This window comes from Mesorhizobium sp. WSM4837, from assembly GCF_055811435.1.
In genome coordinates this window covers 96210-118779 of the sequence record NZ_JBVVQE010000014.1, presented here as the reverse complement: position 1 = coordinate 118779, position 22570 = coordinate 96210, and the positions used below count along the sequence as shown (strand labels likewise).

Genomic DNA, 22570 nt, shown 5'->3' with positions numbered 1-22570 from the left:
AAGCATCGGTCAGCCTGCAGAGGTGGTTTACTCCCCAGCAGTCTCCATTATTTATACAATTGAGCTCATGGGGCATGAGTAGGGAAATTGTAACGTGGAGATTGCGTTTTCGCGCCCGTTGCCGCACCGTGTTCCCATGACGACGGACCACTCTCACCGGCCCCGAATGAACCGTCGGCCTTCACCCGGGTCCTTTCCGCTGGAGGCAGCATGACTGTCGGTGGACAGGGCCTGCCCCGTTTGCAGGAGCTGGCGTATCTCGAAACGATCGCCAAGGCGGTCGCTACTGGTCTTCCATTCGAGGGGATTCGGCTGGCGCTCGTTGATCATATCTGGAGCTTTCGGCAATCATCGCCTGGGGATCCTCTAGATCCTGCTGAGTACCGGGCGTGGCGTGGCGACGAGAAGAAGTATGTCCGGAACGTCACGGATGCGCTCAAGGAGTTGATGCGGCTCGGCTTCGTCGAGAACGCGATCTTGCCATCGAGTGGCAAGTCCGCATACGCGCACAAGGACGCAAGCTATCGCATCACAACCGCAGGCCAAGATTGGGTGTCGCTTCTCAGATCTGATCGGCGATTGGCTTATGATGATCTTCTCCCGAGGCTGGTGCGCGCCCACCCTGCTTTCACCTCCTTCCTGACAGTGGTTGGCGCCATCGACAATCAACGGTCATCGTTCGTGATTCCGCTGCTCCGGTGGACCGAACTCCCCCCCAACCAGCGCTCACAACAGGCGTACCGCTCCGCGATCGGTGACTTCGTCGCGAGCGCACTCGCTTCTGTCGATCTCGGCTGGCACTCCGACGCTTCCGAGATCAGCATGGCGGTCAACCACTACCTCGACCGCGTTCTTGCCCGCGCCCAATCACGGGATAAGGACCCATTCCCCACGCCCCGCGCATTCACGCAGACTTGCGAGGAAGCCCTGGTCCGCCTCGCATTCAACAAAGCGGGGTGTGGTATCGATTATGTTTCGTTGGAAATCGCCCGGCGATGGAGCCGCTGGCTCGGTATTGCCTGTTTTACGTATCACGCACCCGGTCCATACGCGCTACGGTTTTGGAGCACTGCTCAGATGCAGATGGCTGATGGGGACGTAACTGTCAATCGCAGAGCTGGCGGCCAGTGGCGTGATAGAGCGCTCGTTGAGCTATATGACTACTGTCAGCAAGCGCGAGCGGCGGGAACCACATACGTTCCGGTATGGGAAGCTCGAGCGGCGGTTTGCTGGAAGCTCCGCATCGTCGATGACGAGTTCGATCGAGCGGTCACCGACATAATCGCCGGACGCCGCGGTCACGACCTCCCCTGGCGAGTCCATCTCGACCAAGTCTCGGTTGGCTCAGTTCCGACGTCGGCGGTGCCGTTCATCCTAACCACAGCCGCTGCGGGAACACGCACCTACAATGTTATTACCGTCGTACCCAAACCCGCAAAATAGGAGCTCGTTATGTCGCCTCCCCTGCCCGCAGTCGCCTGGATCCGCAACAAATGGGGTCTGGAGCGGAACCCGTTCCCCGCAGAAGCCATCGCAGTTCTTGGCGGTAGTGACGACCGTGAGAACGGTCGGCTCTTCCGTCCCGAGGTGCAGACTGAGCAGTTCGATGAGGCGATTGGCAAGTTCGTCCTCGGCGCCATCTACAACGGCCAGCGTTTCGGCGCTCTGTGGTCACAGTCGACGGTTTTTGACTCCGACTCGCGAGGGTACGGCAAGTCCGTCCTGCTGCAATACCTGTCGTGCTTCCTCAACGAGGATTTCGGAACGGCGGCCTTTACAAAGGTCGGCATGGAGGAGAGCGACGCTCTGGAAAACCCGGTATGCGCGCTGCTTGCCTCGTTCGACACCGCCAGCACGAAGAATCTCAACAGCCTGCTCTTCAGCACCGTCGAGTACGGAGCCGACTTCCGTCTCCACGACGACGATCCGACCTTGTACGAGCGCCTGTACGAGCGTCTCTGCGCCGTCGCAGGGACGGAGGACACCCTGACACTGACGGAGCGCTGCCATGACGTCTACCGTGCGCTAAAGGGCCGCACGCTCGGCCCGCCCGAAGAGAAGTTCCTCGTCGCGTTGTGCGCCGGCGAGTCGCGCGCCGTGCAGGACTATCTCGACGGTATTACTCCGCAGAAACGTACCCGTTCTGGCGCCAACTTTCTCGCCACGATGCTGCTGTTCATCAAGGCAGCAGGAATCGGTAAGGTCATGCTTTTCTGCGACCAGCTCGAGGACTTCGCCTCCCCTCAGACGCCGAAAAAAACCCGTAGCGTAGAGGTCGAACGATTCCGCGACTTTATCGTAGAGCTCCTCCCCATGGCGGACATGGTGAGCATCGTCGTTACAATGCATCCTCGCGCTTTGGCGTCCATCGAAGAATTCTGGCAACTGGCAGACCTCCCGTCACTCCGCGTAGACGAGGCGAACCGCCATATTGTTGTCGTTATGCCTCCACTGGGGACGCATGATCAGGCAAAGCGTCTGCTGACGGCCTATCTCCACGCTGCCCGCCGCGACGAAGCGACCGCCAGTGACGCGCTCAGCCCGTTCACCGAAGACGCCATCGAAGAGCTCTGGTCCCACTCGACCAAGAAGCCCCGCGACCTCCTCCGGAAGGCCCACAAGATGATCACGTTCGCGGCCGCGGACAACCTCGACAAGATTGATGCTGCTGTAGTTGAGTCGCACCTCTCGCTGATCGCGGCAGGGGACGACGAGGTCATCAACGACAGCCCGCCGGCCACCATGATCGCGGCGCCGGACTTTTCAAAGGGGTAGATCGTGGTTTCTCTAACAGCCTTCCTCCGCGACTTCTTCTGTCTCGCGAATGCACACCACGCCGCAGGAGAGGCGGGAGATGGTCGGGCTTTCGAGCGGCGCGTCGAGCGGCACCTCGCGGCAACGGGTGTGCGACCTGTAGATGTGTTCTCCGGTGTCCGTTCGCTCGGCAGCCAGTCTCTGTCAGGGCTGTATCACCAAATCGACGCCACGGGCCGCACGCACGAGGCGGTCGTCATCGGCGAGTGGAAGGCGTACCGGGGCTCGATTCCCAAGAACGACCTGCTGCGCTTTAAGGCCGCGACGGACGATTATTGGCTCCAACAGCATACCTACGCGATGTCGCCTGTGATCCGCGTTTTCGGAGGCACGGGCCACGTATCTCCTGAGCTCCGACGGTACGCCGCGCAGTGGGGGATCTGTCTGATAACCCCGGACCGTTGGCCAGCACCTATCCTCGCCGCCGAGACGACGTCCTGGCCGGAAATCGAGCCGGATCGCCTCGCTCGTCGCTACCTCACTTGGCTGTCCCGGCCGCTCAATGTTGTATGCACGCCACAGCCTCACGGTGGCTGGTTGATACCGAGGCTGCCGACGAACGCGACCATCGATCACTTCCTGGCTGTCCAAGACCGTTGGTCAGATGAACTCTGGCGTAGATTCCACAGGCGACCCGGCAGCTTCGAGCGGTGGCTGAGCGGGACCATCCCGTGGGGCATTGCGGCATGATGCGGTGTTCCCGATGCGATGCCGAGCTCTCGGCCTGGGAAGTTCGAAGGGCGGAGGAAATCGGCGTCCTTCCCTGCTGGTGCAGCGGGATCCCATCGGGAACAGCCCGCACACTCGCGAATGTTGCCTACGCCGAGCTCTGCCACAAAGGCCTGACTCAGCCGGTAAAAGTCCACGACGTAATCCGCTTCGTGGGCCAGAAGTACACAGGAAACCCCCAAGCGTCCATCAACGTCGCCTTATCTCAGGACAACCGATTCTGCTGGGGTGGCCGCGCCCTTTATGGTCTCGCTCGCCACGGCCTTATTCCGGGGACCCGCAGCCTCGCGGAGGCTGCTTACGCGGTCTTGCTAGCTGCGCCGCGGGAGCTGCACGTGGAAGAGGTTGATTTCGTGCTCGAGCAGCTCAACTACCGCTTCAACTCAGAAAGCCTCGTCCATCACCTCAGGGGCTACACGAGCAACAAATGGGGCCTCTTCTTCCAAAGCGATCGCTGGAATCGAGTCCGCATCAATACCGGTCGCGATGCCCGCCACCATTACAACGCGAAGATCCATGTGTGTCCCACAAACGCAGCTTTCGACAGCTGGATCGAGCGCGAGCTGACGCCAAAGGTCGAGCGATCGCTCAACAATCGGACGCTACGGCTTGCGGATCTGACGGGCAGCAAGATACACATCGCTGGAGATCGCATTGAGTTCCTGTGACGTCAAACGGCCCTTAATTGCGGGTAGCTGTCAATCTAGCTTCGCAATGTCGTCGTCGGGATGATGGTCCTTTCCGAGGTCAACGCCTCATGATGATGCACCGCGCCCTCCCTGCCGCTGTTTAGCCGAGCGACAATACCGCGATCGAGTTCGCTATTTCTGCGTATTTTACTGAACTCAATCTAAATTCGAGAATGTCAAATCTCTAACAAGCTCCCTCTTCTGCTCGCGCTCACGTAGCGCAGAAATAGCACCGGCCGTTTCGCCGAAATTTCCGCTTGCCGAAATCGTGCATTCCAGGTTCGGTTGAACAGCTTTAAAAACGAAGCCGCCGGTCTTCGATGTATCGTATTCAAATAGATCTATTTCGTCATACGTATTAGAATTGTTTAACCCCCAAATATACCAAGGGGATAAACTGAGGGCAACCCCGGTCTTAGGTTGAACTATATAAACATCTTCATCTGAAAAAGCTTGATATCCCTCGTACTCGTGAACATGAATAAATGTTTGAGACGGCCCTTTCAACTCGCGGAACAGTCCCTTGAAGCGACCCTGACCGAATCGCTTTGGCGTCACCCCCTCAAATACACCAAGGCAGCTATCGCCAAATGTCTTAGCAAGCGTGTTTCCCAAAAGACTTAGGAAGCTTACGTAGTCGATGTTCGAGCCGCGCCCATGTTTGGAGTTGGCAATTTGGTCAATCCAGTTGTCTATTGCGGTCAAGTTCTTCTGAGTAAGCGGCAGGAGGGACGTGGAATATGGCAATTCAGACCGGCTGGCCTTAAGGCAGTTCTTCAATATTGCCCAGAGCGGTCCTGCTGACCGATGCGCCATGCCTTTGAAGTGCGCGCTATTCTGTTTTTCAAGCGTGGAATACTCTGCCAGCGTCGTGTAAGCCATCAAGGTAAGCATGGCCTCGATGGCGTCCCGCCCCCTGTCAAGCCTGCGCTGAGAATCCTTTTCTGACATGTATCTCGCTAGCGGCGCAGCTACCGGATAAGGCAATTCGTTCACCAACTCTGCCAGCTCTAGCCAGTCTGCACTCTTGGAGCGTTCCTCAATCCATTGAATGTCTGAGCTACTTACAAATGAACAGGCAGACGTGCTGGTACCGAAGTCGAAGCCCAAATATGTCTCGCCTGGCACCTCTTCGGCAGCGAATGTCATGTCCATGTAGAACGGTTCACCAACGGCGCGGGTGCCCTCCCGCCGGTTGTCCTTGCCATAATAGAAAGCTGGCTCCGCTGTACCATCCTCCCTTACGACAAGTTCGATCTCAATTCCCTGCTGGAAGACTGCTCCCTTTGGCGTTGGGATACGCGTCTGGACAACGTTATGCCGCGAATCCAGATCGTCTGGATCAAAGGATGATCTCATAAAGTAGTAGCTCAGGTTCGCTTTGGGCGGCTTGGCTAACTTCACCTTCCAACGGAGCGCCTGACCCATAAGCCCGCGCAAGCTTCTCGCCGCGGGTAGCAAAACGGCTTCCTCATATTCTTTGGCGTCACGGCCTTCCTGCTTCAAATTCTCACTGATGGGACGAAAATGTTTGAGTTCGAGCTCGCCGTCATCTGATCGAAGTAGCAAACATAGCCGGTTGTACGTAACTGCCCTGAAGTCCCCTTGACCACCTGTGTAGTATCTTCGGGCACACTCTGTGGCCAACCCTTTTGCCACGATCTCCGAGAAGTTCTCACTTAGCTCAAGTATTTGAGCGCTTTGCAGATGGCTTTTCAGATCCCTCTCCAACAATGAACGTAACCACCGGATATTTGACGATCCGCCTGATAGGAGGACGACTGTTATTTCCTGGCCGCCTAACTCGTCTTTGGCCCGATCAATAGTTCTGGACACTGCCTCCTTGAGTTTGGCGTTCCAGATATTCTCCGTATATATCGCTTTAATTTTTGCTGCATCTAACCTCTTGCTCGCTCGGGCAGCGTTTTCAGTGAATGGATCTACAGGAATGGAAATTGGATAGGGAGCTATCCCAGACAGGTCTGCAGCCAAATTCCAATTCGCGATACTATTGCAAATTGATATTTTGGCCCGTTCAACGTCCTGTAGAAGCCTTTTATAATGCTTGAAGAAGGTGCGCTTATCCTGACTCCAGTCGGCGATATCTTCTTCATCTGCATTCTTGTTTTGATAGAAAAAGGTGAGAGACTTACGAACCTGGGCTTTTTCTATGCGTGGGCCCAGAACAGAAAATAGTAACTCTTCCGCAAGTATACGATTGATGTAGAAGCCACCTACTTGGATGGACGTCGCTCCGAGAGGGCGGGAGTTCACACCTCCACCGCTTATGTCGCCAGCTTTAGTTGTTTCTACCACAGATACGTCGAAAGTCCCTCCGCCAAAATCCAGAACCAGTGCAACGTGTTTGCGTTGTTCGGCTACACTTGGGTGCCGAAGTCCATAGCGGTAATACTGAAATACCGCGAAGGGCTCCGGCATGAAATCGATCTCCTCAAACTTGCCGTAAAGGGCCTTCTTGATCGATTTCCTGTAATGGGCGAGCCATGATTCTGCAGCCAGCTCGGAGCCGCCGAGAGATAGGGGCTCGGCAATCAGGATACGGGTTGGAACCGCAAGCCCTTGCGAGGCAAGCCAGCCATTTATCTTCCTTAGGGCTTCCTCAAAAAAGTCTTTTGCCAATCCGACCGGAGTACGCCGCGCAGCGTTTGAAAGCGTGGATCGGCTTACCAACCGGTCTGGATCGTTATTCCCAAGTTCGATCTTGAAGTCCTCAATTAGCAACTCCGGCGAAGTACATTTGTCCCGTGCATCGCGGCCGACGTGTGCTTTCTTGCCCTCGTAAAACAGTGCTGTCGGAATAACCTGACTGTCGTCTATGCGCGCCAATTGTACAGAACTAATGAAGGGAAGTTTTTTTAATGACATTTGATCACTTTCGGTATGCATCAGGGACGACAAACCACAACCCGGACGCGCCCTCAAGGGGTGGTAGGAAATTGATGACAGCCGTACACAAAAGCGGATTTATGTTCGTTAAGTTCCCAGCTGCGGGACCGCAATCCCCACACCCGAAACAGGGTACCGTACTGGGGCTAGTGGGTGACGGTCCGCACAATGCTCGAGATGTCATTGCGACACACGTGACTTCAAATGAAAGGCTGAGAGAAGGCAATTTTCTGCCTTGAACAACGTACCGCGTCGCGAAATTCCGTTTTCATGGGCGTTGGCACCATGATCATGATGACGCCCGGTGCCGCTTCAACAACTTGGCAGTGCTGGCTGCCTCCGTGGGACGGGATTGCCGACAGACAATGCCTTTACGGGAACGTGCCGCGTCCAGTCATTTGTGTCGGGACGATGGTTAAGTTCAGCCTTCTGTGGCGGATTCAGTCCCAGTGATTTGTCGCAGGAAGGGCTAAGCGTTTGATTCTATTTAGGCTGAGAGATCCAGCCTTCTGTGACGTCCAACAAATTGTAATAATCAAGCGATTGAATTTTCCTGCTTAAAGGCAGTTTCGGTAGTGCTGTAACTCGTCTTTCTGGACAAATTTGTGCATGCGCCGTGTAAAATCTGTCTGACTAGGCAACAGTCGCGAACTCACCTCAGTATCCCGTAACGCCCAGGCGGGTCTCCAACACGGAATCAAAAATCTTGCGAATTTCCGGCTCTGGCATGACATCCAGCAAGCGAAATCCGCCGATTGAGTTAAGCTCCATCATGATGGCTCGGAACGTATTGCGCTCAAAGAGCGTCTTCTTCCCTGCCGCTGACTTAACCAGTCCGCGTAGGATCACCGAAAAAACATTCGTCGACTGAGCTATCGTAGGCCTCTCGATGATATTGGCTCTCACATCGGCACGGAACAAGAAGGCTTCCAGCGCCTCTTTCTGATCGATGCCAGAAACACGTGTGCATAGGTGCGACATCCACCATAACCGCGAAGCCGCATTATCTCGTTCAATCTGGCGATTGGTCCGTGCGAAAAAGTGGGTCTCGATATGCGAGACGGCTTTCTCATCATCACTGGGTATCGGCCAACGGGCCCGGAGATAGTCAAGCAAAACTGTATGCGTGAGATGGCACCACAGACGCTCGTCGCGAGCGTCATATGGCGTCAGCTCGGGAAGGTACGCGTGAACAGCGAGGCAATTCTCGACCTCGTAGAACTCCTCTCCTACGGGAAGCTTCAACATCTCTAGCGCCTCCACTCGCGGCGAAATGGGAAGCTCGTGATACTGCGTGGCGTCAAGGTCTAAAAACGAAAAATTCCCCGATCTATAAACTTCAACATTAGCTGCGATCGTCTTTCTCAATGTTGCAACGGTCGACTCTCGCAAAATACGCAACTTCATTGCCCTACTCCATGGAATACGTAGGCTTCGATCAGCTGAAATGGGCTTCTCATAAGCTTCTCGGTTATCAGGTAATCGTCATGATCTTCTATATTTACACCCTCATTGTGGCATTTCTGCCGCATTACCTTGGCCCAACGCGAATCATTGTCTTCCGAACCGGCCCTCAAAATAGAGATACAGTGCATCACCGCCGCAAAGTATATAGAGTTCATTAAAACAGCACGATTTGCTTTGTTGTTTCGTGCTTTATCTATGAGTTCTTTCAACTCTAAGCTTACAAGAATCCGAACTTTATCGTCGGTGGTACGAACTTGCCATTCATGTCCGACGATAGAATCGTCACCAATCAGAACAAACACCGACGACAGGGGCCTGAATACGTCACGATCAATGTAGATTATCTGGGGGCGGTCCACTGCCAGTACGGAGCCAATCTCATACCTAAAGGGGCCCGGGCCAAATTCAGAATTTATCAACTTACTTTTATAGTCTGTTATAAGTTTAACCGACGCGATATACGGGAATATCTGCACCTCGCCACGCAATCTGCCAGCCGGAAAGGTGACCTTGAAACTCTCTTCTCCAGACGCGTGCACGTGACGAAAATATGTGTCCCGGCAGGCAAATACCGTCGTATATTGAGCTCTTCCGGCTTCCACCTCCTCGTGAAGCTCTTTGACGCTTAGGTGGAAGGTAACTTCTGCGATGACCTCTTGCCCGTCGGCCGATGGTTCAAACTCGACGGTTACCTGAATATCACCATCGACGTAGTCGTCTACGTCAGGCCTCAACACTGGGTATGGAAAGGCTCTTAGGCTATCAAACTGCATGAGCTTTGACCTTAATCGTGCCCTCGAACACCCTATCTAGCTCTACATCTACAGTAAGGCGTTGGTTCACGTTACACTGAATGTTCAGGTCGCCACCCAAAACAATACCGGCAGATGTGGACGTTATTTTCAAGGTCCGGTTTGTGTCTGCGCCCGAGTCTTCTAGTGTTACCTTCACCTGACCCGCAATTTCGGGAGTGAAAGAAATTCGTCTTCTCGCGGGAGACAAAATAACCGCGCGGACGTTTTGCAGGGCGAGCATGGAGACCGGATTCTTTGGAGCACTCCCGCCGCCTGCGCCGCCTTGGGTCGCGTCTCCGCCCGTTGACTCGTTTTTGCCCCCACCACCGCCTGAACCGCCACCGTCGCCGCCACTGTCGCCAGTGTCATCGCCATCACCGCCGGAGTCAGTATCACCAGCCTCCTGGGTAGCGTCGTCGTGAGTATCGGAACTGGTCGACTTTTTCTTCGGCAAAGGACGCGCCCGGATTTTCAACGCGCCTCTTGGATTTTCGTCACCATTCTTGTCCTTTGGCCCGCTACCCTCTTCATCATCGCCAAAAAATTCGGCGAGCTCATCGATTTCAGAGACCTCTGCAACGGGGTCTTGAGCGTGGCGCTGCAACATTTGCCGCACCCACTCCGCTAGTTCACGTAGCGCTACGCGACCGGCTCTCTGTTGTTGGGGCGTGGGAAGGCGATCCGGCTCAAAGTCGTTATGTGGCGGTGGCTCCATTGCTCGTAGCAACGCGTTCCCCTTGTCACTAAGACATTCCAAAACAGCGACAAACTCCTTGAACTCGCCGAAACGCCGCAAGCGAGTGAGCTCGGAGGTTATGAGCATTCCATTGCGCAAGACGGCCACGCGTTTTGGAAGCCCCTCCCCAACGAGGATGTGAAGCCGACAGTGGCCCAGCGAAGCATTTTGAGTCTCCTCGACCTTGCTCTCAGTGCTGGAAAGCGCTCTCAAAAAATGGCCACTGTTTTGAAATGTCTCCGGCTCTTCTTTCTGATCTTTGATTGCGTCTAGGGTGTCTTTGTCGGCGAAAAAACTTGGCAGGGTTCCTGCGCTAAGCGTTGGGCCTCCCTCGATCGTCAGCGTAAGCTGACCGCGACAGACTGCTCCGAAAAAGCTTTCGCCGATGCTTGCAGCAAGTATTTTTTCCCAGCCCTTGGTCGGCACAAAACCCAGGATGCTGAGAGTCGTTCCCGTATTCCCGGGACCGTCACCCTGACGATGTAGCCAGTCGGGCAACTCATCCAAGTTTCCAACCAAGGGCTGACAATTCTTTGTTATCCCCCAAAAACCAGTCCCGCGATGAGTAGCGCTCCCGCTACGATGCGACATGAGTATCGCTTTGCCCTGAACATAGTGATGCGTTGCACCACTCTCGTCACTCCACAGTGTGCTCAAGAAAATAGTCCGCAAGCCAGAGACCGTAAAAGGGGCGAACTTGCCGATGCCGAACGAGCCCGTGGCCGTGCCGGACTCCTTCTTTGATTGGCCTGTCGCCTTCATCAGGGCAAAATATGGGGAGCCCAACTCGCAGGGACCCTTAACACCAGAAGTGTTGCTGTCAGAAAATTGCAAGATTGAGATCTTCGACTTACCCAGAAGGTCAATTGCAGTGTCGAAAATTGCTTGGCCTTTTCGCCCTCAGCGTGAGATTCAGTGGCACACAACTTCACCGTGGACTGAAACTGGTCCAAGTCCGGAATGCTTGCTGTCGGAACTTCAATCAAACGAACACTTACGGCAACAGGTGAACCTATCGCAGCATCCAGCGCGTTCTGCGTTCCCTCTCGCCCTAACGAACGAAACGGCGACCCCGCGAAATGCTCCATTCCTGGCTCATTGAAGCCATCCCATTGCTGAGAATTGTCACGCGGAAATTCGAAGCCGATCTTCGCCACCATCTATCCTCCCAGTCGCCAATCGCTTGCGAACAAATTTAGCCAACTCTTCTGCAACCGGGACCGCTACCGCGTTGCCGACTTGAGTGTATCGCTTTGCCCACGGAACACTTTCCGGAAAGTGAAAATCTTTTGGAAAGCCCTGCAAAGCCAAGCATTCGTGTTCTGTCAGCTTCCTTAGACCTGACGGTCCGAACACAAAGGGCACGTTATGCCCACCCAATCCCATATTGGCAGTAAGAGTTGGGCACACGCCAGGTTCTTTTGTTCTAACAAGATACTTTCTAAGCTGATATATTTGCCGATCACCTTTCGCAGAATTGCTTATCATGTGGTAATAGCGATTGTCTTTCGGCAAATAGTACTGCTCAGCTACATCGTTGTCAAAGTCAACAAACTCTCTAAGGTCTTTTGCTTTCACCGACTTGGGTTTAGGAAATTCAAATCGCCCGCTAATAAAATGATCTGTTGAGAGCGCCACCATGAAGAGGCGCACACGTTGCTGAGGAAGGGTGGTAAACTTATATGCGTCAATCTCTTGAGCATTTTCATCCCTAAACCAGTAGCCAGCCTTCCTGATTTCGTTTTGAAGTCGCAAAAACCATGCACCACCGTCGCCGTAGCGGAAAAACGGCGCATTCTCCAAGACCAAGACGGGAGGCCTTTTGGACCCAAACTCTCGTAGCAATCTGATAATCTCAAAGAAGAGCTTGCCACGATCATCATCAAAACCGGAACGCGTCCCCGCTTGGGAGAAACTTTGACACGGGAATCCAGCATGAAGTACATCTACCGGCTCTAGGTCGTCGCCTGCGACGGACACCTCTCGGATGTCCTTCTGAATGATTCTGGGTGTAGAAACGTTGGCCCGATAAGTTTCGACTGCGTGCTGATTAAGTTCCAGTGCCCACTGGGTTTTTATCCCCTGACGCTCGAATCCTAGACAGAACCCTCCAATGCCGGAAAATAGTGCAGCAGCCTTCATCGAGGAAGCCTGAAGTCAGCCTCCCGGGTTGCGGTCATACTAGCCTTGAAGCGAAGTTCAACGTCATGCATTCTCTTGGATACAGCCTTAAAGATGGTCTTCACGTCCTCTTCTGAATAGGCGTAATTTGACCTATTTGAAAGATTTCCCAGGAGGTCCAGATCCTTTAAAACCTTCTTTGTTCTTGCTTCTGCCAAGCGGACGAAATTGTCCCGCGCACTCGCCATCTCGCTCTCCTGCCTGTAAGTTCGCTTTATCGGAAAGAGTTTGCGGCGTCAATGGGACGCGTAAATATTACGGATATACGCGTTGAAGCAGGCAGCCTGAACTCAAGGATACGTGACTGATATGCTCGCCCCCCGAGCATATCAGTCCCCGCTGAAACCGCTCGTCGTACTTGAGACGGCCTGCTGGGGGCATGCGCGACGAGGAATTGATTGCTGGCAAAGCTGCACGCCAATGCACTCAGTGATCCGACTCAAAATAGCAGCAGAGTTTTGCTTCTGCAGCAGGTAAGTTGCGAGTTTCACATTCCCAGATCTCAAACACCTGCCAGCCTGCCTCCTCCAGCTGTCGCTTGGCGCTCGCATCTCGCTGAACATTCCGAGCGAGCTTAGGCAGCCAATAGTCCTGACGCGAATTTGGGAGTTTAGCAAAGCGGCATCCTGCATGCTGGTGCCAAAAACAGCCGTGAACGAAGATCACCTTCCGGTGCTTCGGCAAGACAAGGTCAGGCGTGCCCGGTAGATCGCGACGATGAAGTCGGAAGCGAAAACCAAGGCGGTGCATGATCCGACGCACGGTCCACTCCGGAGTCGTGTTGGCCGATCGAATGCGGCTCATATTGTGGCTTCGCTGCCTTAGAGTGTGCCGATCGGCCACGGTCAAGCTACCCTTGCCCAAACGCGCAGGTCCGGTTGATGGCAATTTGTAATTAAAGTTTTCATGTTTGGGCGGGCTCAGCTAACATTCTGTGGACGGACCGGTAGATAGTCGCTTGCCTCGACCTTAAACGAATACCTGGCAACGAAAACCGGCTGATGTGCGAGAACGACGGTAATATGCACAGATGTTGGCGCCCAATCTCCCGGCGTATTGAACTCTGCCCAGGAAGCCCGTCGGGTGCGCCAAACTTGCGATCTGCCGATCCTCCTGTTTCCAGCGATATCTCGTAAAGCCGGACGTCGAATCCACACTCGCCCGCCCATATCGCGTTCGATCTCAGTTGTGCTCTGGAACCCAATCGGCCTCGAATGACTTGTTCTTGGCTACTCTCGAAGGGAGAAACCATTGTCCGTACCGAAGGAAATGGATGTCGTCCTCGAAAACCTGCCTTTGAGGATCGGCGCCTACGTACCCGACGACTTGCTGGAAGACTGGTTCGCGCCGGGAACGGGCATGAATCCGGTCAGCCCGGCGGCGCTTGCGGCCGCCAAGACTTACGGATGGCGCTTCGAATGCGAGTTCAAGCATTCCGAACGGATGGAGGGCGTGTTCTGGAAGCGGGTGCCGGCGATCTGATCTGCACAAATTTCCATCGGACCAGACTCCTTGGCGCTTCAGTGATCGAGTTTGCCGCGAGACGTGATCGCTGTCCTGATCGCCTCAGCCTATCGGCGTCTTTCCTGTTCCACCGCATTCGGGGCAGGTCCGGCCGTCGATCATGACGCAGCAAGATCGCAAACCCGATGCAGTTCCTCGCTGGACATTCCGGGCCCGGTGCTCCAGATGCAAAGCTTCTGTGCTCCACCCATGTTATAGCTCCGAATCTCGATCAGCTGAGAGCCGATAGGAGCCTGGAGCGCTGCTTCGACGGCGTTCATGAATAACTCTCGCACCATCATAGTTTTTGGACAGCGCTCGATAGTGCTCGCAACCAGGAAGTCGGCCACTCTCAATGGTGCAAGTTCCTGCAGACCTATCATCCGAGTTCCCTTTAGGTAACGCGAGGATGGATCTTGGAGGCCCTGATGCTGGGCCTCCAAGGCTAATGTCTTAAGCTGCCGCCAAAGCAACCCGAGCTTCGGCACTACGCCGAGGGGGTAATTCCAACCGCCAACGGATCATATCTCCTAGTATCGGATAGATGTCATTGTGCTTTGCACCAAAGCGCATAAATCCAAGCTGATGACTACCAAGATCACGGTTACCGCTTTCCTCCGATGGAAGATAAGCTTCCAGCCCGTCCAAACCATTGCGCATCCGTTCCTCTGGCGTGAGGGTGTAATATTGCCACATCGGATTAGAATGGCTGAAATCAACGTCAGTCAGCCGCGTTAGCAAAACGTCGGTTAGTTCATCGCCATCAGTTGGCTTGCGGTTGCTGAAGCTAAAATCAAACACGAGCTTCGCTAGAGCTTTCAAAACAACTGGCTGAGCGGCCACGGTCTTTTCGCGAGCGCGCTCCTCCCCAAATCCCGGAATTGCCTGTATAGCTGTCCAAAATCGGTACGCCAGGTCGGTCTTTCCTTCAACCATCGACGGATTAGCACCGCTAATATTTGTTCGGTTCAAGAAAAGTATAGCGTTAACACCGACGACATCTTTTCTAGGCAGCCCCCCTTCGTCGTCCTCCCAGGCTTTGACGTCATTTTCAATAACTTGAAGACCAAGGGCGTCAATAAGCCTTTCTTTTATAAACAAATTAACAGGATTTGAGTTATCGAATTGTAATGCTAGATTTGTATCAACTTTCTTTCCAAGCCGATTGAGGTCGTGAAAAAGCTGTCTCTCTTCGTCCGGCGTCAACCCGAGGTGAACCTCAATAAGAATTGTACAATATGTTCTCGCAACCTCGAAGCATTCTTCCCACACTTTCGCATCATCGGCATTGAGAGCCTCCCCATCCGAAAACCCAAGGAGGTTTCCTTTCTTGGGGTACTGGCGTGTGGCCCGTACCTGCTCAAGAAAATCAAACACGATCTGCATTGCTTTACGCCGATGCTGGCCATCGATTACCCAAAGAACATGCCTCTGTGCCAGAAAGACCTTGAACCCGGCTGTTTCCTCAGTTCGTTGATCGACCATTCGATCACCGCGAATATCCGCCCCGCGCGGATTACAATTGCGGATATTAACAACCAGCGGCTGTACGGCCATATAGGGCTGCTTACCCAATCGCCTCATCATCTCGAGGAGTGGAGCGCTCGACTCCTTTTTGAGAATTTCTCGGCGTTCAATTGCTGCCGAAACTAAGCCCTTGAGGATGTATATTGCCAGTTTATGGGCGTGCACCGGGTCCAGTTTGCGTTGCGCAACCGTATCGCCATCCCGCCCGGCATCATTCGCAACTTCTGACATCGCAAAAAATTCGTGCATTGGCATCTGCATCAAAAATGTTCGATTGCCGAGGTTGTGGCCGATGAACACCTTCATCGGTTTTTCAGAGGTATCCCCCGCTTCAAGTATGTCATCGAGTGTACCGAGAGGGGTAGGCAGGCCATTTTGCGACGGGATCATTGTTTGCTTCCTTGCTTCTGATACAAGCATAAATACACCGCTTTTCCGAAAAGACAATCTCCCTGGGAACTTTTTTTTTAGCCCTGGGGAAAATTATCTATGCCCCAGGGTTTTTTTGGTGGCAGTCAATCAGGAGCGGCTCCGATCGCTTAGATCAAGATTGGGCTGGGGTGGGTTGATCGGGCTACGATTCTGCTTCGGCTAGCCAGTCGTCGTCCCTCATGACCCCTCCGATACTTCGCCAAAGGCGGGGAACAGCATGGCGGGCGACCTGCTCGTCGTCATAGCTGACGAAGACACCCCTAGCTCGGCTGGATAGAGGGCAGCGCTCCGAAAGGCCAAGGTGGGAATCCTGTCGGGTGCGCCAAGCTTGCGATGTGCCGATCCTCCTATTTCAGCGATATCTTAAAGCCAGACCTCGAATCCAATCTTGCCCGCCCCTCACTGTCACCTTACACCTCAGCCATGCTCTGGAACCCAACCCACCTCGACGGCTTGTTGTGGGTAGATCTCTTGAAAGGAGACCCCATTGTCCGCACCTGAGGAAATGGATGTCGTCCTCGAAAAGCTGCCTTTGAGGATCGGCTGCTACATACCCGACGACTTGCTGGAAGACTGGTTCGCCCCGGGAACGGGCATGAACCCGGTCAGCAAGGAAGCGCTGGCCGCCGCTAAGGCTTACGGATGGCGCTTCGAATGCGAGTTCAAGCACTACCCCGAACGGATGGAGGGCGTGTTCTGGAAGTGGGTGCCGGCGATCTGATCCGCATAATTTTCATCGGCGCCTTGGCGCTTCGGTGATCGGATCGAAACGCGGAAACGTATTCGCAACCTTGATCGCCTTAGCCGCCGCCGATCGGCGTCGTCACCTTTCCGGTTCCGCCGCATTCGGGGCAGGTGCGGCCGTCGATCATGCCTGTCCCGGCGCAGCGGCGACAGAAATTCTCGCCGGTTCCAGGAATGCCAGCCGGGACTTCGTCGGGATTGGCTTGACCTTCGCCAAATTGCTCGGGCTTGCCCTGCAGCTGCTTTCGCAACCGGTCGACCGCGGCCTCGTCGACTTCAAGCGGCGCGCTGCTGTCATCGGGCAGGCCTTTCGAACGCCTCAGCTCCGCAGAGGTTCCGGTTGGCAATCGTTCGCCGGCGGGCCGGGCGGAAGTGGCAGCTGCCAAGCGCATCCAGGCTGAAACGGCACGCGGTCGGGAGCCGCTCAAGCTGGATTCCCTTCAATGGCGCTGCCGCAGCCTTCGCATCAGCGCTACGACAACTGCTCCGACCGCACTTTCACATCGTCGCTCAGCTGCCGCACGATAGCGGCGGTCTTGCGGATGTCGGCTTCGTCGAGAGCGACGCCCATGGTCGAGGCGATCGCCAGGAGCTGGGCGTTCAGCTCGCCGTAGCGCGCGGCGCCTTTGCGCGTCAGCTGCACAAGCTTCGAGCGCCGGTGTTTTGGATTGTCGATGAATTCGACGAGCCCCTCGGCCGCTAGCTCATCCGCCAGCCGCTGCATGCGCTGGCGGCTGGTGGGCCGCATCTGGGCGATCTGCGGCACAGTGAGCGGACCAAGCAGCGCCAGGCTTCGCATGAAGCCGAACGCACCGCCGCCCCAACTGGTGATGAGCCCGGTCTTCTGGCCGAGAGCCCGTATTCTGAAGAAGCACTGGGCCACTTCGAGCATCAGCTCGGTGATCGCCTCGGCCTTGCCGTCAGCGATGGGGTCCGCCTCGGTCCTCTGGTCATTCCCGTGTCGTGCCGACGCCATCGCTTCCTTCCTTTTGTCTTGCGAATTTCTGCGATTGACACCCTTGTTGTCAACATCTAGAGTGACACCTTAGTTGTCATTATAGGCAGCTGTGAGCTTCGTAGGCCTCCAGCATTTGCGGGAGCAAAACATGGCAATGGACCCGGCTGGGCAAACCGACAGCGGAACCGCAGGTGTCATCGCGAGACCGCCGCTGCTCTTTCTTGCTGCTCTGCTGATCGGCTTCGTCCTTGATCGCCTGCTACGCTTGCCGTTCCCCAGGTATGACCTGGTCACCTGGATCATCGGCGGCTCGCTGATCCTGGTCGGATTTGCGCTTTTCGCCGCGGGCATTCGCAACTTCACCCGCGCGACGACGCCGGTGCCGACGAATGAGCCGACGCGCGTGCTGGTGACGACCGGCATCCACGGCTGGACGCGCAATCCGATCTACCTTGGCATGTTCCTCATCTATGGCGGCATCGGCGTCGCCGCGCAGAATATCTGGATCCTTGTCTTCACGTTGCCGCTTGCGATCCTGATCCGCTACGGCGTGGTCGCCCGCGAGGAGGCCTATCTCGAGCGGCGGTTCGGCGATGCGTATCGCGGCTACAGGCAAACCGTGCGGCGCTGGCTCTGAGCGTCGCAAGAATGCCGACAGTTGCGCACGTCAGGAAACCGCAACGAGATGACCGTTGCCAAGATCCCTCAGGGCCAGTTTCGGCGGCTCTTCGCCGATTTTTCGGGTCGGGCTCGGGATCTCCTGATCGAGACGCGCGAAACGCGGCCGGCGTCTTGCCGGATCGGGCACCGGCACGGCTTCGATCAAGCGCTTGGTGTAGGGGTGGCGCGGGTGCGAAAAGACTTGGTCGCGGGTGCCCATTTCGACGATCTGGCCGAGATACATGACGGCGACACGATCGGAAATGTTCTCGACCACCGCCATGTCGTGCGAGATGAACAGATAGGCGATGCCGAATTCGCGCTGCAGTTCCTTCAGCAGGTCGAGCACGCGGGCCTGCACCGACACGTCGAGCGCCGAAACGCTTTCGTCGGCGATGATGAGCTTGGGCCTGAGCGCCAGCGCGCGCGCGATGCAGATGCGCTGGCGCTGGCCGCCCGAGAATTCGTGCGGATAAAACTCCATCTGGTCGGCCGAGAGGCCGACGCGTTCGAACAATGCCGCCACAAGCTGGCTGCGCTCTTCCTTCGAGGCGATGCCATGGATCAACAGCGGCTCGGCAACGAGGTCGCCGACGCGCATGCGCGGGTCGAGCGAGGCGTAGGGATCCTGGAAAATCATCTGCACGTCGCGGCGAACCGCCTTGCGCTGGTCACGGCCAAGGCCCGCCAGATTGCGCCCGCCGATGACGATATCGCCGTGGTAGGGCACAAGCCCGGCCAGCGCCTTGGCGGTGGTCGACTTGCCGCAGCCGGATTCGCCGACCAGCGCCAGCGTCTCGTGCGGCGCGATCGACAAGCTGACGCCTTCGACGGCGTGGACACGGCGGTTCACTTGGCCGAAGAAGCCACCGCGCAGGTCGAAATGGACATGCAGATCGTTGACCACCGCCACGCTTCCGGACATTTCCGCTTCGACGGATTTTTGTTCGGCGGATTTTTGGCGGCCGACGCCGGTACCAATGCGCGGCACGGCAGCGAGCAGCTCGCGCGTGTAGTCGGCTTGCGGGCGGGCAAAAATATCGGCGGCTGTTCCCTGCTCGACCATGCGGCCGTGCCGCATGATGACGACGCGATCGGCCATTTCGGCGACCACGCCCATGTCGTGGGTAATAAGGATGATGCTGGTACCGTGTTCGCGCTGCAGATCACGCAACAGTTCCAGCACCTCGCCTTGCACCGTGACATCGAGCGCCGTCGTCGGCTCGTCGGCGATCAGCACATCCGGTTTCAGCGCCAGCGCCATGGCGATCATCACGCGCTGGCGCATGCCGCCGGACAGTTCATGCGGAAACTGTTTTAGCCGGCTTTCGGCTTCCGGGATGCGGACGGCCTTCAGCGCCTCGACGGCGCGCTGGCGCGCCTCGGCGCGCGACAGGCCGGTATGGGCCTCGATGGACTCGACCAGCTGCCGGCCGATCGACAGCACCGGATTGAGCGAGGTCATCGGCTCCTGGAAGATCATCGCGATGCGGTCGCCGCGAATGTGGCGCATCCGACGCTCATCGAGGACTGCCAGATCGATGTCTCTCCGATCCATAAGCCGGATCGCGCCGGATTCTATCCGGGCGGCGGGCTGCGGCAGCAACTGCATGATCGCCAGCGCGGTCATCGATTTGCCGGAACCGGATTCACCGGCAATGCAAAGCGTCTCGCCGCGTGCAATCGAGAACGACAGGCCTGATACCACCGGCCGCTCGCCGTCTTCGCCGCGCACGCTGACGGTCAGGTCGGAGATCTCCAGCACCGGACCAGCCGTGACCGAAACGGCCGGAGCGGCAGCCCCGGCCCGCTTGCTGGTTGCGCCTTTGCTCATTCGAAGACGCAGCGCGGGAAATAGAACGACACCACCCAGTTCGGCATGTCGACGATCTCGCTGATCCGGAGATCGCCGCAGACCGAAACCAGCATGTAGGCCTCGACCGGATCCATTGCGTAGCGGCCGGCAAGCAGGTCGATCATCTGCGAGACCGCTTCCCTGGCGCCCGTCATCAGGTCCGGCCCGATGCCGGTCGTCACCTCATAGCCCTTGGCGTCGAGATGGCGCGTCACCGGACCCGGCGTGGTGAAGCGCGGTGTCTTCAACCGCGCATCCTTAATCAGGTCGAGCTTGAGCACGACATCCATCGGGCTTTCGATCGCCGTGCCGCACACTTCGCCGTCGCCCTGCGCGGCATGCGTGTCGCCAACCGAAAACAGCGCACCGGCCACCTCCACCGGCAGATAGAGCGTGGTGCCGGCCGCGAGATCGCGGATGTCGAGATTGCCACCGACGCGCCTTGGCGGTACCACCGAGTGGAGGCCCATTTCAGCCGGCGCGTTGCCGATGGTGCCGGCAAAGGGTTTTAGCGGCACCCGCGCATGCTTGCCGAACAGCGCCGGCTCGAGCGAGGCGGCGTCGTATTTCCAGATGTTCAGCGCCGGCTCCGGAAAATCGTCGGCGAGCAGGCCAAACCCCGGAATGTTCGCCGTCCAGCCGAAGCCGGACGGCTTGAACGCCTCAATTGTGATCTTCAGCGCGTCGCCCGGCTCGGCACCTTCTACATAGATAGGCCCGGTGACGGGGTTCACCTTGGCGAAGTCGAGCAAAGCGACGTCAGCAACGGTGCTGTCGGCCTGAAGCTGGCCACCCGACGAATCCAGGCACTGGAATTCGATGGTCGAACCGGGCGCCACCCGCTCAGTCGGGACAAAGGAATTGTCCCAGCCGAAATGATGATGGCGCCCGTGGATGGTGTAGTCGCAGTTATTGCACATCGGTCACATACACATTGTCGTAGTTGATCGGGATATGGACAGGGTCGACATAGAGATTGTCGGCGCCGCCCATCCGGGGCGATTTCATGGTGAAGCGCTGCTCGTTGAAGACCGGCACCCAGGGCGCGTCTTCCATGATCTTGCCGTAGATCGCGCTCCACATCCTGGCACGTTCGCCTGATTTGGCCGGATCGACGATCGAGTCGGCCTCCGCCGCCTTGGCGTCGAGATCCTTGTTGCAGTACCACGACCAGTTCCAGCCGCCAGGGACCGCGCCGGCGCAGCCGAGGATCGGCCCGTAGAAGTTCGACGGATCGGGGAAATCGGCGATCCAGGCCATGCCGCCGGACCAGATCATCGGCGCGCCGGCCTTGTCGCCGCCGGCGGCGATGACGTTGGCCTGCGCCAGCGACTGGATGCCGGCCTTGATACCGACCGCCGCCAGATCCTGCTGGATCGCCTGGGCGATGCGCGGGTTGGGATCGGTGTTCATGGCGAACAGCTGGGTTTCGAAACCATCGGGATGACCGGCCTCGGCAAGCAAAGCCTTGGCCTTGGCCACGTCATAGGGATAACCCTTGAATTCCTTGTCGTAGCCGGGCATCGACGGCGGCAGCGGCTGGTTGGCCGGCACCGCACGGTTGTTGATCAGCTGGACAATACGGTCCTTGTTGATCGCCATGTTGACCGCTTGCCGCACCTTCACATTGTCGAAGGGCGCCATGGTGGTGTTCATGGTGATGTAGCCGGTGTGCAATTGGCCGCCCTCGACGACGCGGGCCTTCTGCTCGGGATCGGCCATCACCTCCTGGAACTTGGCCGGCGGAATGCCGTCGCCGGGAATGTCGATCTCGCCTTTCTGCAGCCGCAGCAGCGCCACGATCGGCTCCTGGCCGATTTCGAAGCTGACCTTGTCGAGGTACGGCAGGCCCTTGTGCCAGTAATCCGGGTTGCGCTCGAAGACGACGCGCTGGCCGAGCGTCCATTCGGCGAACTTGAAAGCCCCGGTGCCGACCGGATGCTTGCCGAAATCCGCGCCGTATTTCTCGACCTCCTCCTTCGGCACGACATGCGAGAAGTTGATGGCCATGACATGCAGGAAGGTGGCGTCGGGCCGGGTCAGTTCGAACTTGATCGTGTAGGGGTCGACGACGGTGACGCCCGCCAGGCTTTCCGCCTTGCCTGCAGCGACATCCTCATGGCCCTTGATCGACCCGAAGAAGCCGGCGCCCGGGCTCTGCGTCTTCGGATTGGTGACGCGATCGAGCGAATATTTCACGTCGTCGGCAGTCATCTCGCGGCCATTGTGGAACTTCACCCCTTGGCGCAGCTTGAAGGTGAAGGTCTTGCCGTCGGGCGCGATCTCGTAGCTCTCGGCGAGGTCGGGCCGCAGATTGGTGGTGCCCGGCTCGTAGTCCATCAGCCCGTCGAACAGGCTCTTGATCATCGACCAGTTCTGCCAGTCATAGCCGATGGCCGGATCGAGCGTGGCGACGTCGTCCTTGTAGGTGATGGTGATCGCGCCGCCCGGCTTGGCGTTCGGGTCGACGGCATCTTCGGCGCGGGTGCTTGTCATGCCGAGCATCAGCGCGAGCGCCGATACCGCAACGGTGGAGGTCAAGAATTTCTTCATCTCATGTTCCCTTTCTCTGGT

Annotated in this window: 21 protein-coding genes; 7 read left to right on the top strand and 14 right to left on the bottom strand. The window is 56.8% G+C overall.

Features of this window, described 5'->3' with window-relative positions; translation table 11 throughout:
• Nucleotides 1–210: 210 nt before the first annotated feature.
• From AC0L3D_RS10975 to AC0L3D_RS10960, 4 genes are read left to right on the top strand one after another with little or no spacing between them, the layout of a single operon-like run.
• Complete coding sequence (locus tag AC0L3D_RS10975) at nt 211–1443, top strand: hypothetical protein (protein WP_287301872.1); 1233 nt, start codon at nt 211–213, stop codon at nt 1441–1443.
• Nucleotides 1444–1452: 9 nt separating this feature from the next.
• Entirely contained in the window at nt 1453–2775 is a 1323-nt protein-coding gene (locus tag AC0L3D_RS10970; protein ID WP_287301870.1) for a hypothetical protein, read from the top strand.
• A 3-nt stretch (nt 2776–2778) separates the two neighbouring features.
• Complete coding sequence (locus AC0L3D_RS10965) at nt 2779–3504, top strand: hypothetical protein (RefSeq protein ID WP_287301867.1); 726 nt, start codon at nt 2779–2781, stop codon at nt 3502–3504.
• Nucleotides 3465–4211: a hypothetical protein gene (locus tag AC0L3D_RS10960; RefSeq protein ID WP_473644289.1), complete on the top strand. Its 747-nt coding sequence runs from the start codon at nt 3465–3467 to the stop codon at nt 4209–4211. Before AC0L3D_RS10965 ends, AC0L3D_RS10960 begins: the two co-directional genes overlap by 40 nt.
• Nucleotides 4212–4388: 177 nt before the next feature.
• Here AC0L3D_RS10960 and AC0L3D_RS10955 read toward each other — a convergent pair whose 3' ends face one another.
• The 8 genes from AC0L3D_RS10955 to AC0L3D_RS10920 form a co-directional block, all read right to left on the bottom strand.
• A complete protein-coding gene (locus tag AC0L3D_RS10955) occupies nt 4389–7118 on the bottom strand; it encodes an Hsp70 family protein (protein ID WP_473644287.1) in 2730 nt (909 codons plus the stop codon).
• Nucleotides 7119–7796: 678 nt separating this feature from the next.
• Nucleotides 7797–8546: a DUF6339 family protein gene (locus tag AC0L3D_RS10950; RefSeq protein WP_473644285.1), complete on the bottom strand. Its 750-nt coding sequence runs from the start codon at nt 8544–8546 to the stop codon at nt 7797–7799.
• On the bottom strand, nt 8543–9379 hold the full coding sequence (locus tag AC0L3D_RS10945; RefSeq protein WP_473644283.1) for a hypothetical protein: 837 nt from the start codon (nt 9377–9379) through the stop codon (nt 8543–8545). Before AC0L3D_RS10945 ends, AC0L3D_RS10950 begins: the two co-directional genes overlap by 4 nt.
• A complete protein-coding gene (locus AC0L3D_RS10940) occupies nt 9369–10898 on the bottom strand; it encodes a hypothetical protein (protein ID WP_473644281.1) in 1530 nt (509 codons plus the stop codon). Before AC0L3D_RS10940 ends, AC0L3D_RS10945 begins: the two co-directional genes overlap by 11 nt.
• Entirely contained in the window at nt 10898–11296 is a 399-nt protein-coding gene (locus AC0L3D_RS10935) for a hypothetical protein (RefSeq protein WP_473644279.1), read from the bottom strand. The genes AC0L3D_RS10940 and AC0L3D_RS10935 overlap by 1 nt, the downstream gene beginning before the upstream one ends.
• Nucleotides 11262–12278 (bottom strand): DNA (cytosine-5-)-methyltransferase, encoded by a 1017-nt coding sequence (gene dcm, locus AC0L3D_RS10930; RefSeq protein WP_473644277.1) that lies wholly within the window; start codon nt 12276–12278, stop codon nt 11262–11264. Before dcm ends, AC0L3D_RS10935 begins: the two co-directional genes overlap by 35 nt.
• On the bottom strand, nt 12275–12505 hold the full coding sequence (locus AC0L3D_RS10925) for a hypothetical protein (RefSeq protein ID WP_292215137.1): 231 nt from the start codon (nt 12503–12505) through the stop codon (nt 12275–12277). The genes dcm and AC0L3D_RS10925 overlap by 4 nt, the downstream gene beginning before the upstream one ends.
• 238 nt (nt 12506–12743) lie before the next feature.
• Nucleotides 12744–13160, bottom strand: a complete 417-nt coding sequence (locus AC0L3D_RS10920; RefSeq protein ID WP_287303321.1) for a very short patch repair endonuclease — start codon at nt 13158–13160, stop codon at nt 12744–12746.
• A 408-nt stretch (nt 13161–13568) separates the two neighbouring features.
• Between AC0L3D_RS10920 and AC0L3D_RS10915 the strand changes: the two genes are divergently transcribed.
• Nucleotides 13569–13799: a hypothetical protein gene (locus AC0L3D_RS10915; protein WP_287303302.1), complete on the top strand. Its 231-nt coding sequence runs from the start codon at nt 13569–13571 to the stop codon at nt 13797–13799.
• Between the two features lie 474 nt (nt 13800–14273).
• Here AC0L3D_RS10915 and AC0L3D_RS10910 read toward each other — a convergent pair whose 3' ends face one another.
• A complete protein-coding gene (locus tag AC0L3D_RS10910; protein WP_473644275.1) occupies nt 14274–15737 on the bottom strand; it encodes a DNA sulfur modification protein DndB in 1464 nt (487 codons plus the stop codon).
• 529 nt (nt 15738–16266) lie between these two features.
• On the opposite strand from AC0L3D_RS10910, the gene AC0L3D_RS10905 reads away from it, so the two are divergent.
• A complete protein-coding gene (locus AC0L3D_RS10905) occupies nt 16267–16500 on the top strand; it encodes a hypothetical protein (protein WP_473644273.1) in 234 nt (77 codons plus the stop codon).
• Nucleotides 16501–16579: 79 nt separating this feature from the next.
• Here AC0L3D_RS10905 and AC0L3D_RS10900 read toward each other — a convergent pair whose 3' ends face one another.
• Together AC0L3D_RS10900 and AC0L3D_RS10895 are read right to left on the bottom strand one after the other, a co-directional pair.
• A complete protein-coding gene (locus AC0L3D_RS10900) occupies nt 16580–16870 on the bottom strand; it encodes a hypothetical protein (protein WP_473644271.1) in 291 nt (96 codons plus the stop codon).
• A gap of 125 nt (nt 16871–16995) precedes the next feature.
• The gene (locus AC0L3D_RS10895) at nt 16996–17499 is read right to left on the bottom strand and encodes a MarR family winged helix-turn-helix transcriptional regulator (RefSeq protein ID WP_473644269.1); all 504 of its coding nucleotides are present in this window, start codon (nt 17497–17499) and stop codon (nt 16996–16998) included.
• A 130-nt stretch (nt 17500–17629) separates the two neighbouring features.
• Here AC0L3D_RS10895 and AC0L3D_RS10890 point away from each other — a divergent pair, with 130 nt between their 5' ends.
• Entirely contained in the window at nt 17630–18118 is a 489-nt protein-coding gene (locus AC0L3D_RS10890) for a methyltransferase family protein (RefSeq protein ID WP_473644267.1), read from the top strand.
• A gap of 30 nt (nt 18119–18148) precedes the next feature.
• On the opposite strand, the gene AC0L3D_RS10885 is transcribed toward AC0L3D_RS10890, so the two are convergent.
• The 3 genes from AC0L3D_RS10885 to AC0L3D_RS10875 are packed head-to-tail and all read right to left on the bottom strand — an operon-like array spanning nt 18149 to nt 22501.
• Nucleotides 18149–19975: an ABC transporter ATP-binding protein gene (locus tag AC0L3D_RS10885; RefSeq protein ID WP_473644265.1), complete on the bottom strand. Its 1827-nt coding sequence runs from the start codon at nt 19973–19975 to the stop codon at nt 18149–18151.
• Complete coding sequence (locus AC0L3D_RS10880; protein WP_473644263.1) at nt 19972–20916, bottom strand: acetamidase/formamidase family protein; 945 nt, start codon at nt 20914–20916, stop codon at nt 19972–19974. Before AC0L3D_RS10880 ends, AC0L3D_RS10885 begins: the two co-directional genes overlap by 4 nt.
• The gene (locus AC0L3D_RS10875; RefSeq protein ID WP_473644308.1) at nt 20906–22501 is read right to left on the bottom strand and encodes an ABC transporter substrate-binding protein; all 1596 of its coding nucleotides are present in this window, start codon (nt 22499–22501) and stop codon (nt 20906–20908) included. Before AC0L3D_RS10875 ends, AC0L3D_RS10880 begins: the two co-directional genes overlap by 11 nt.
• Nucleotides 22502–22570: the final 69 nt, after the last annotated feature.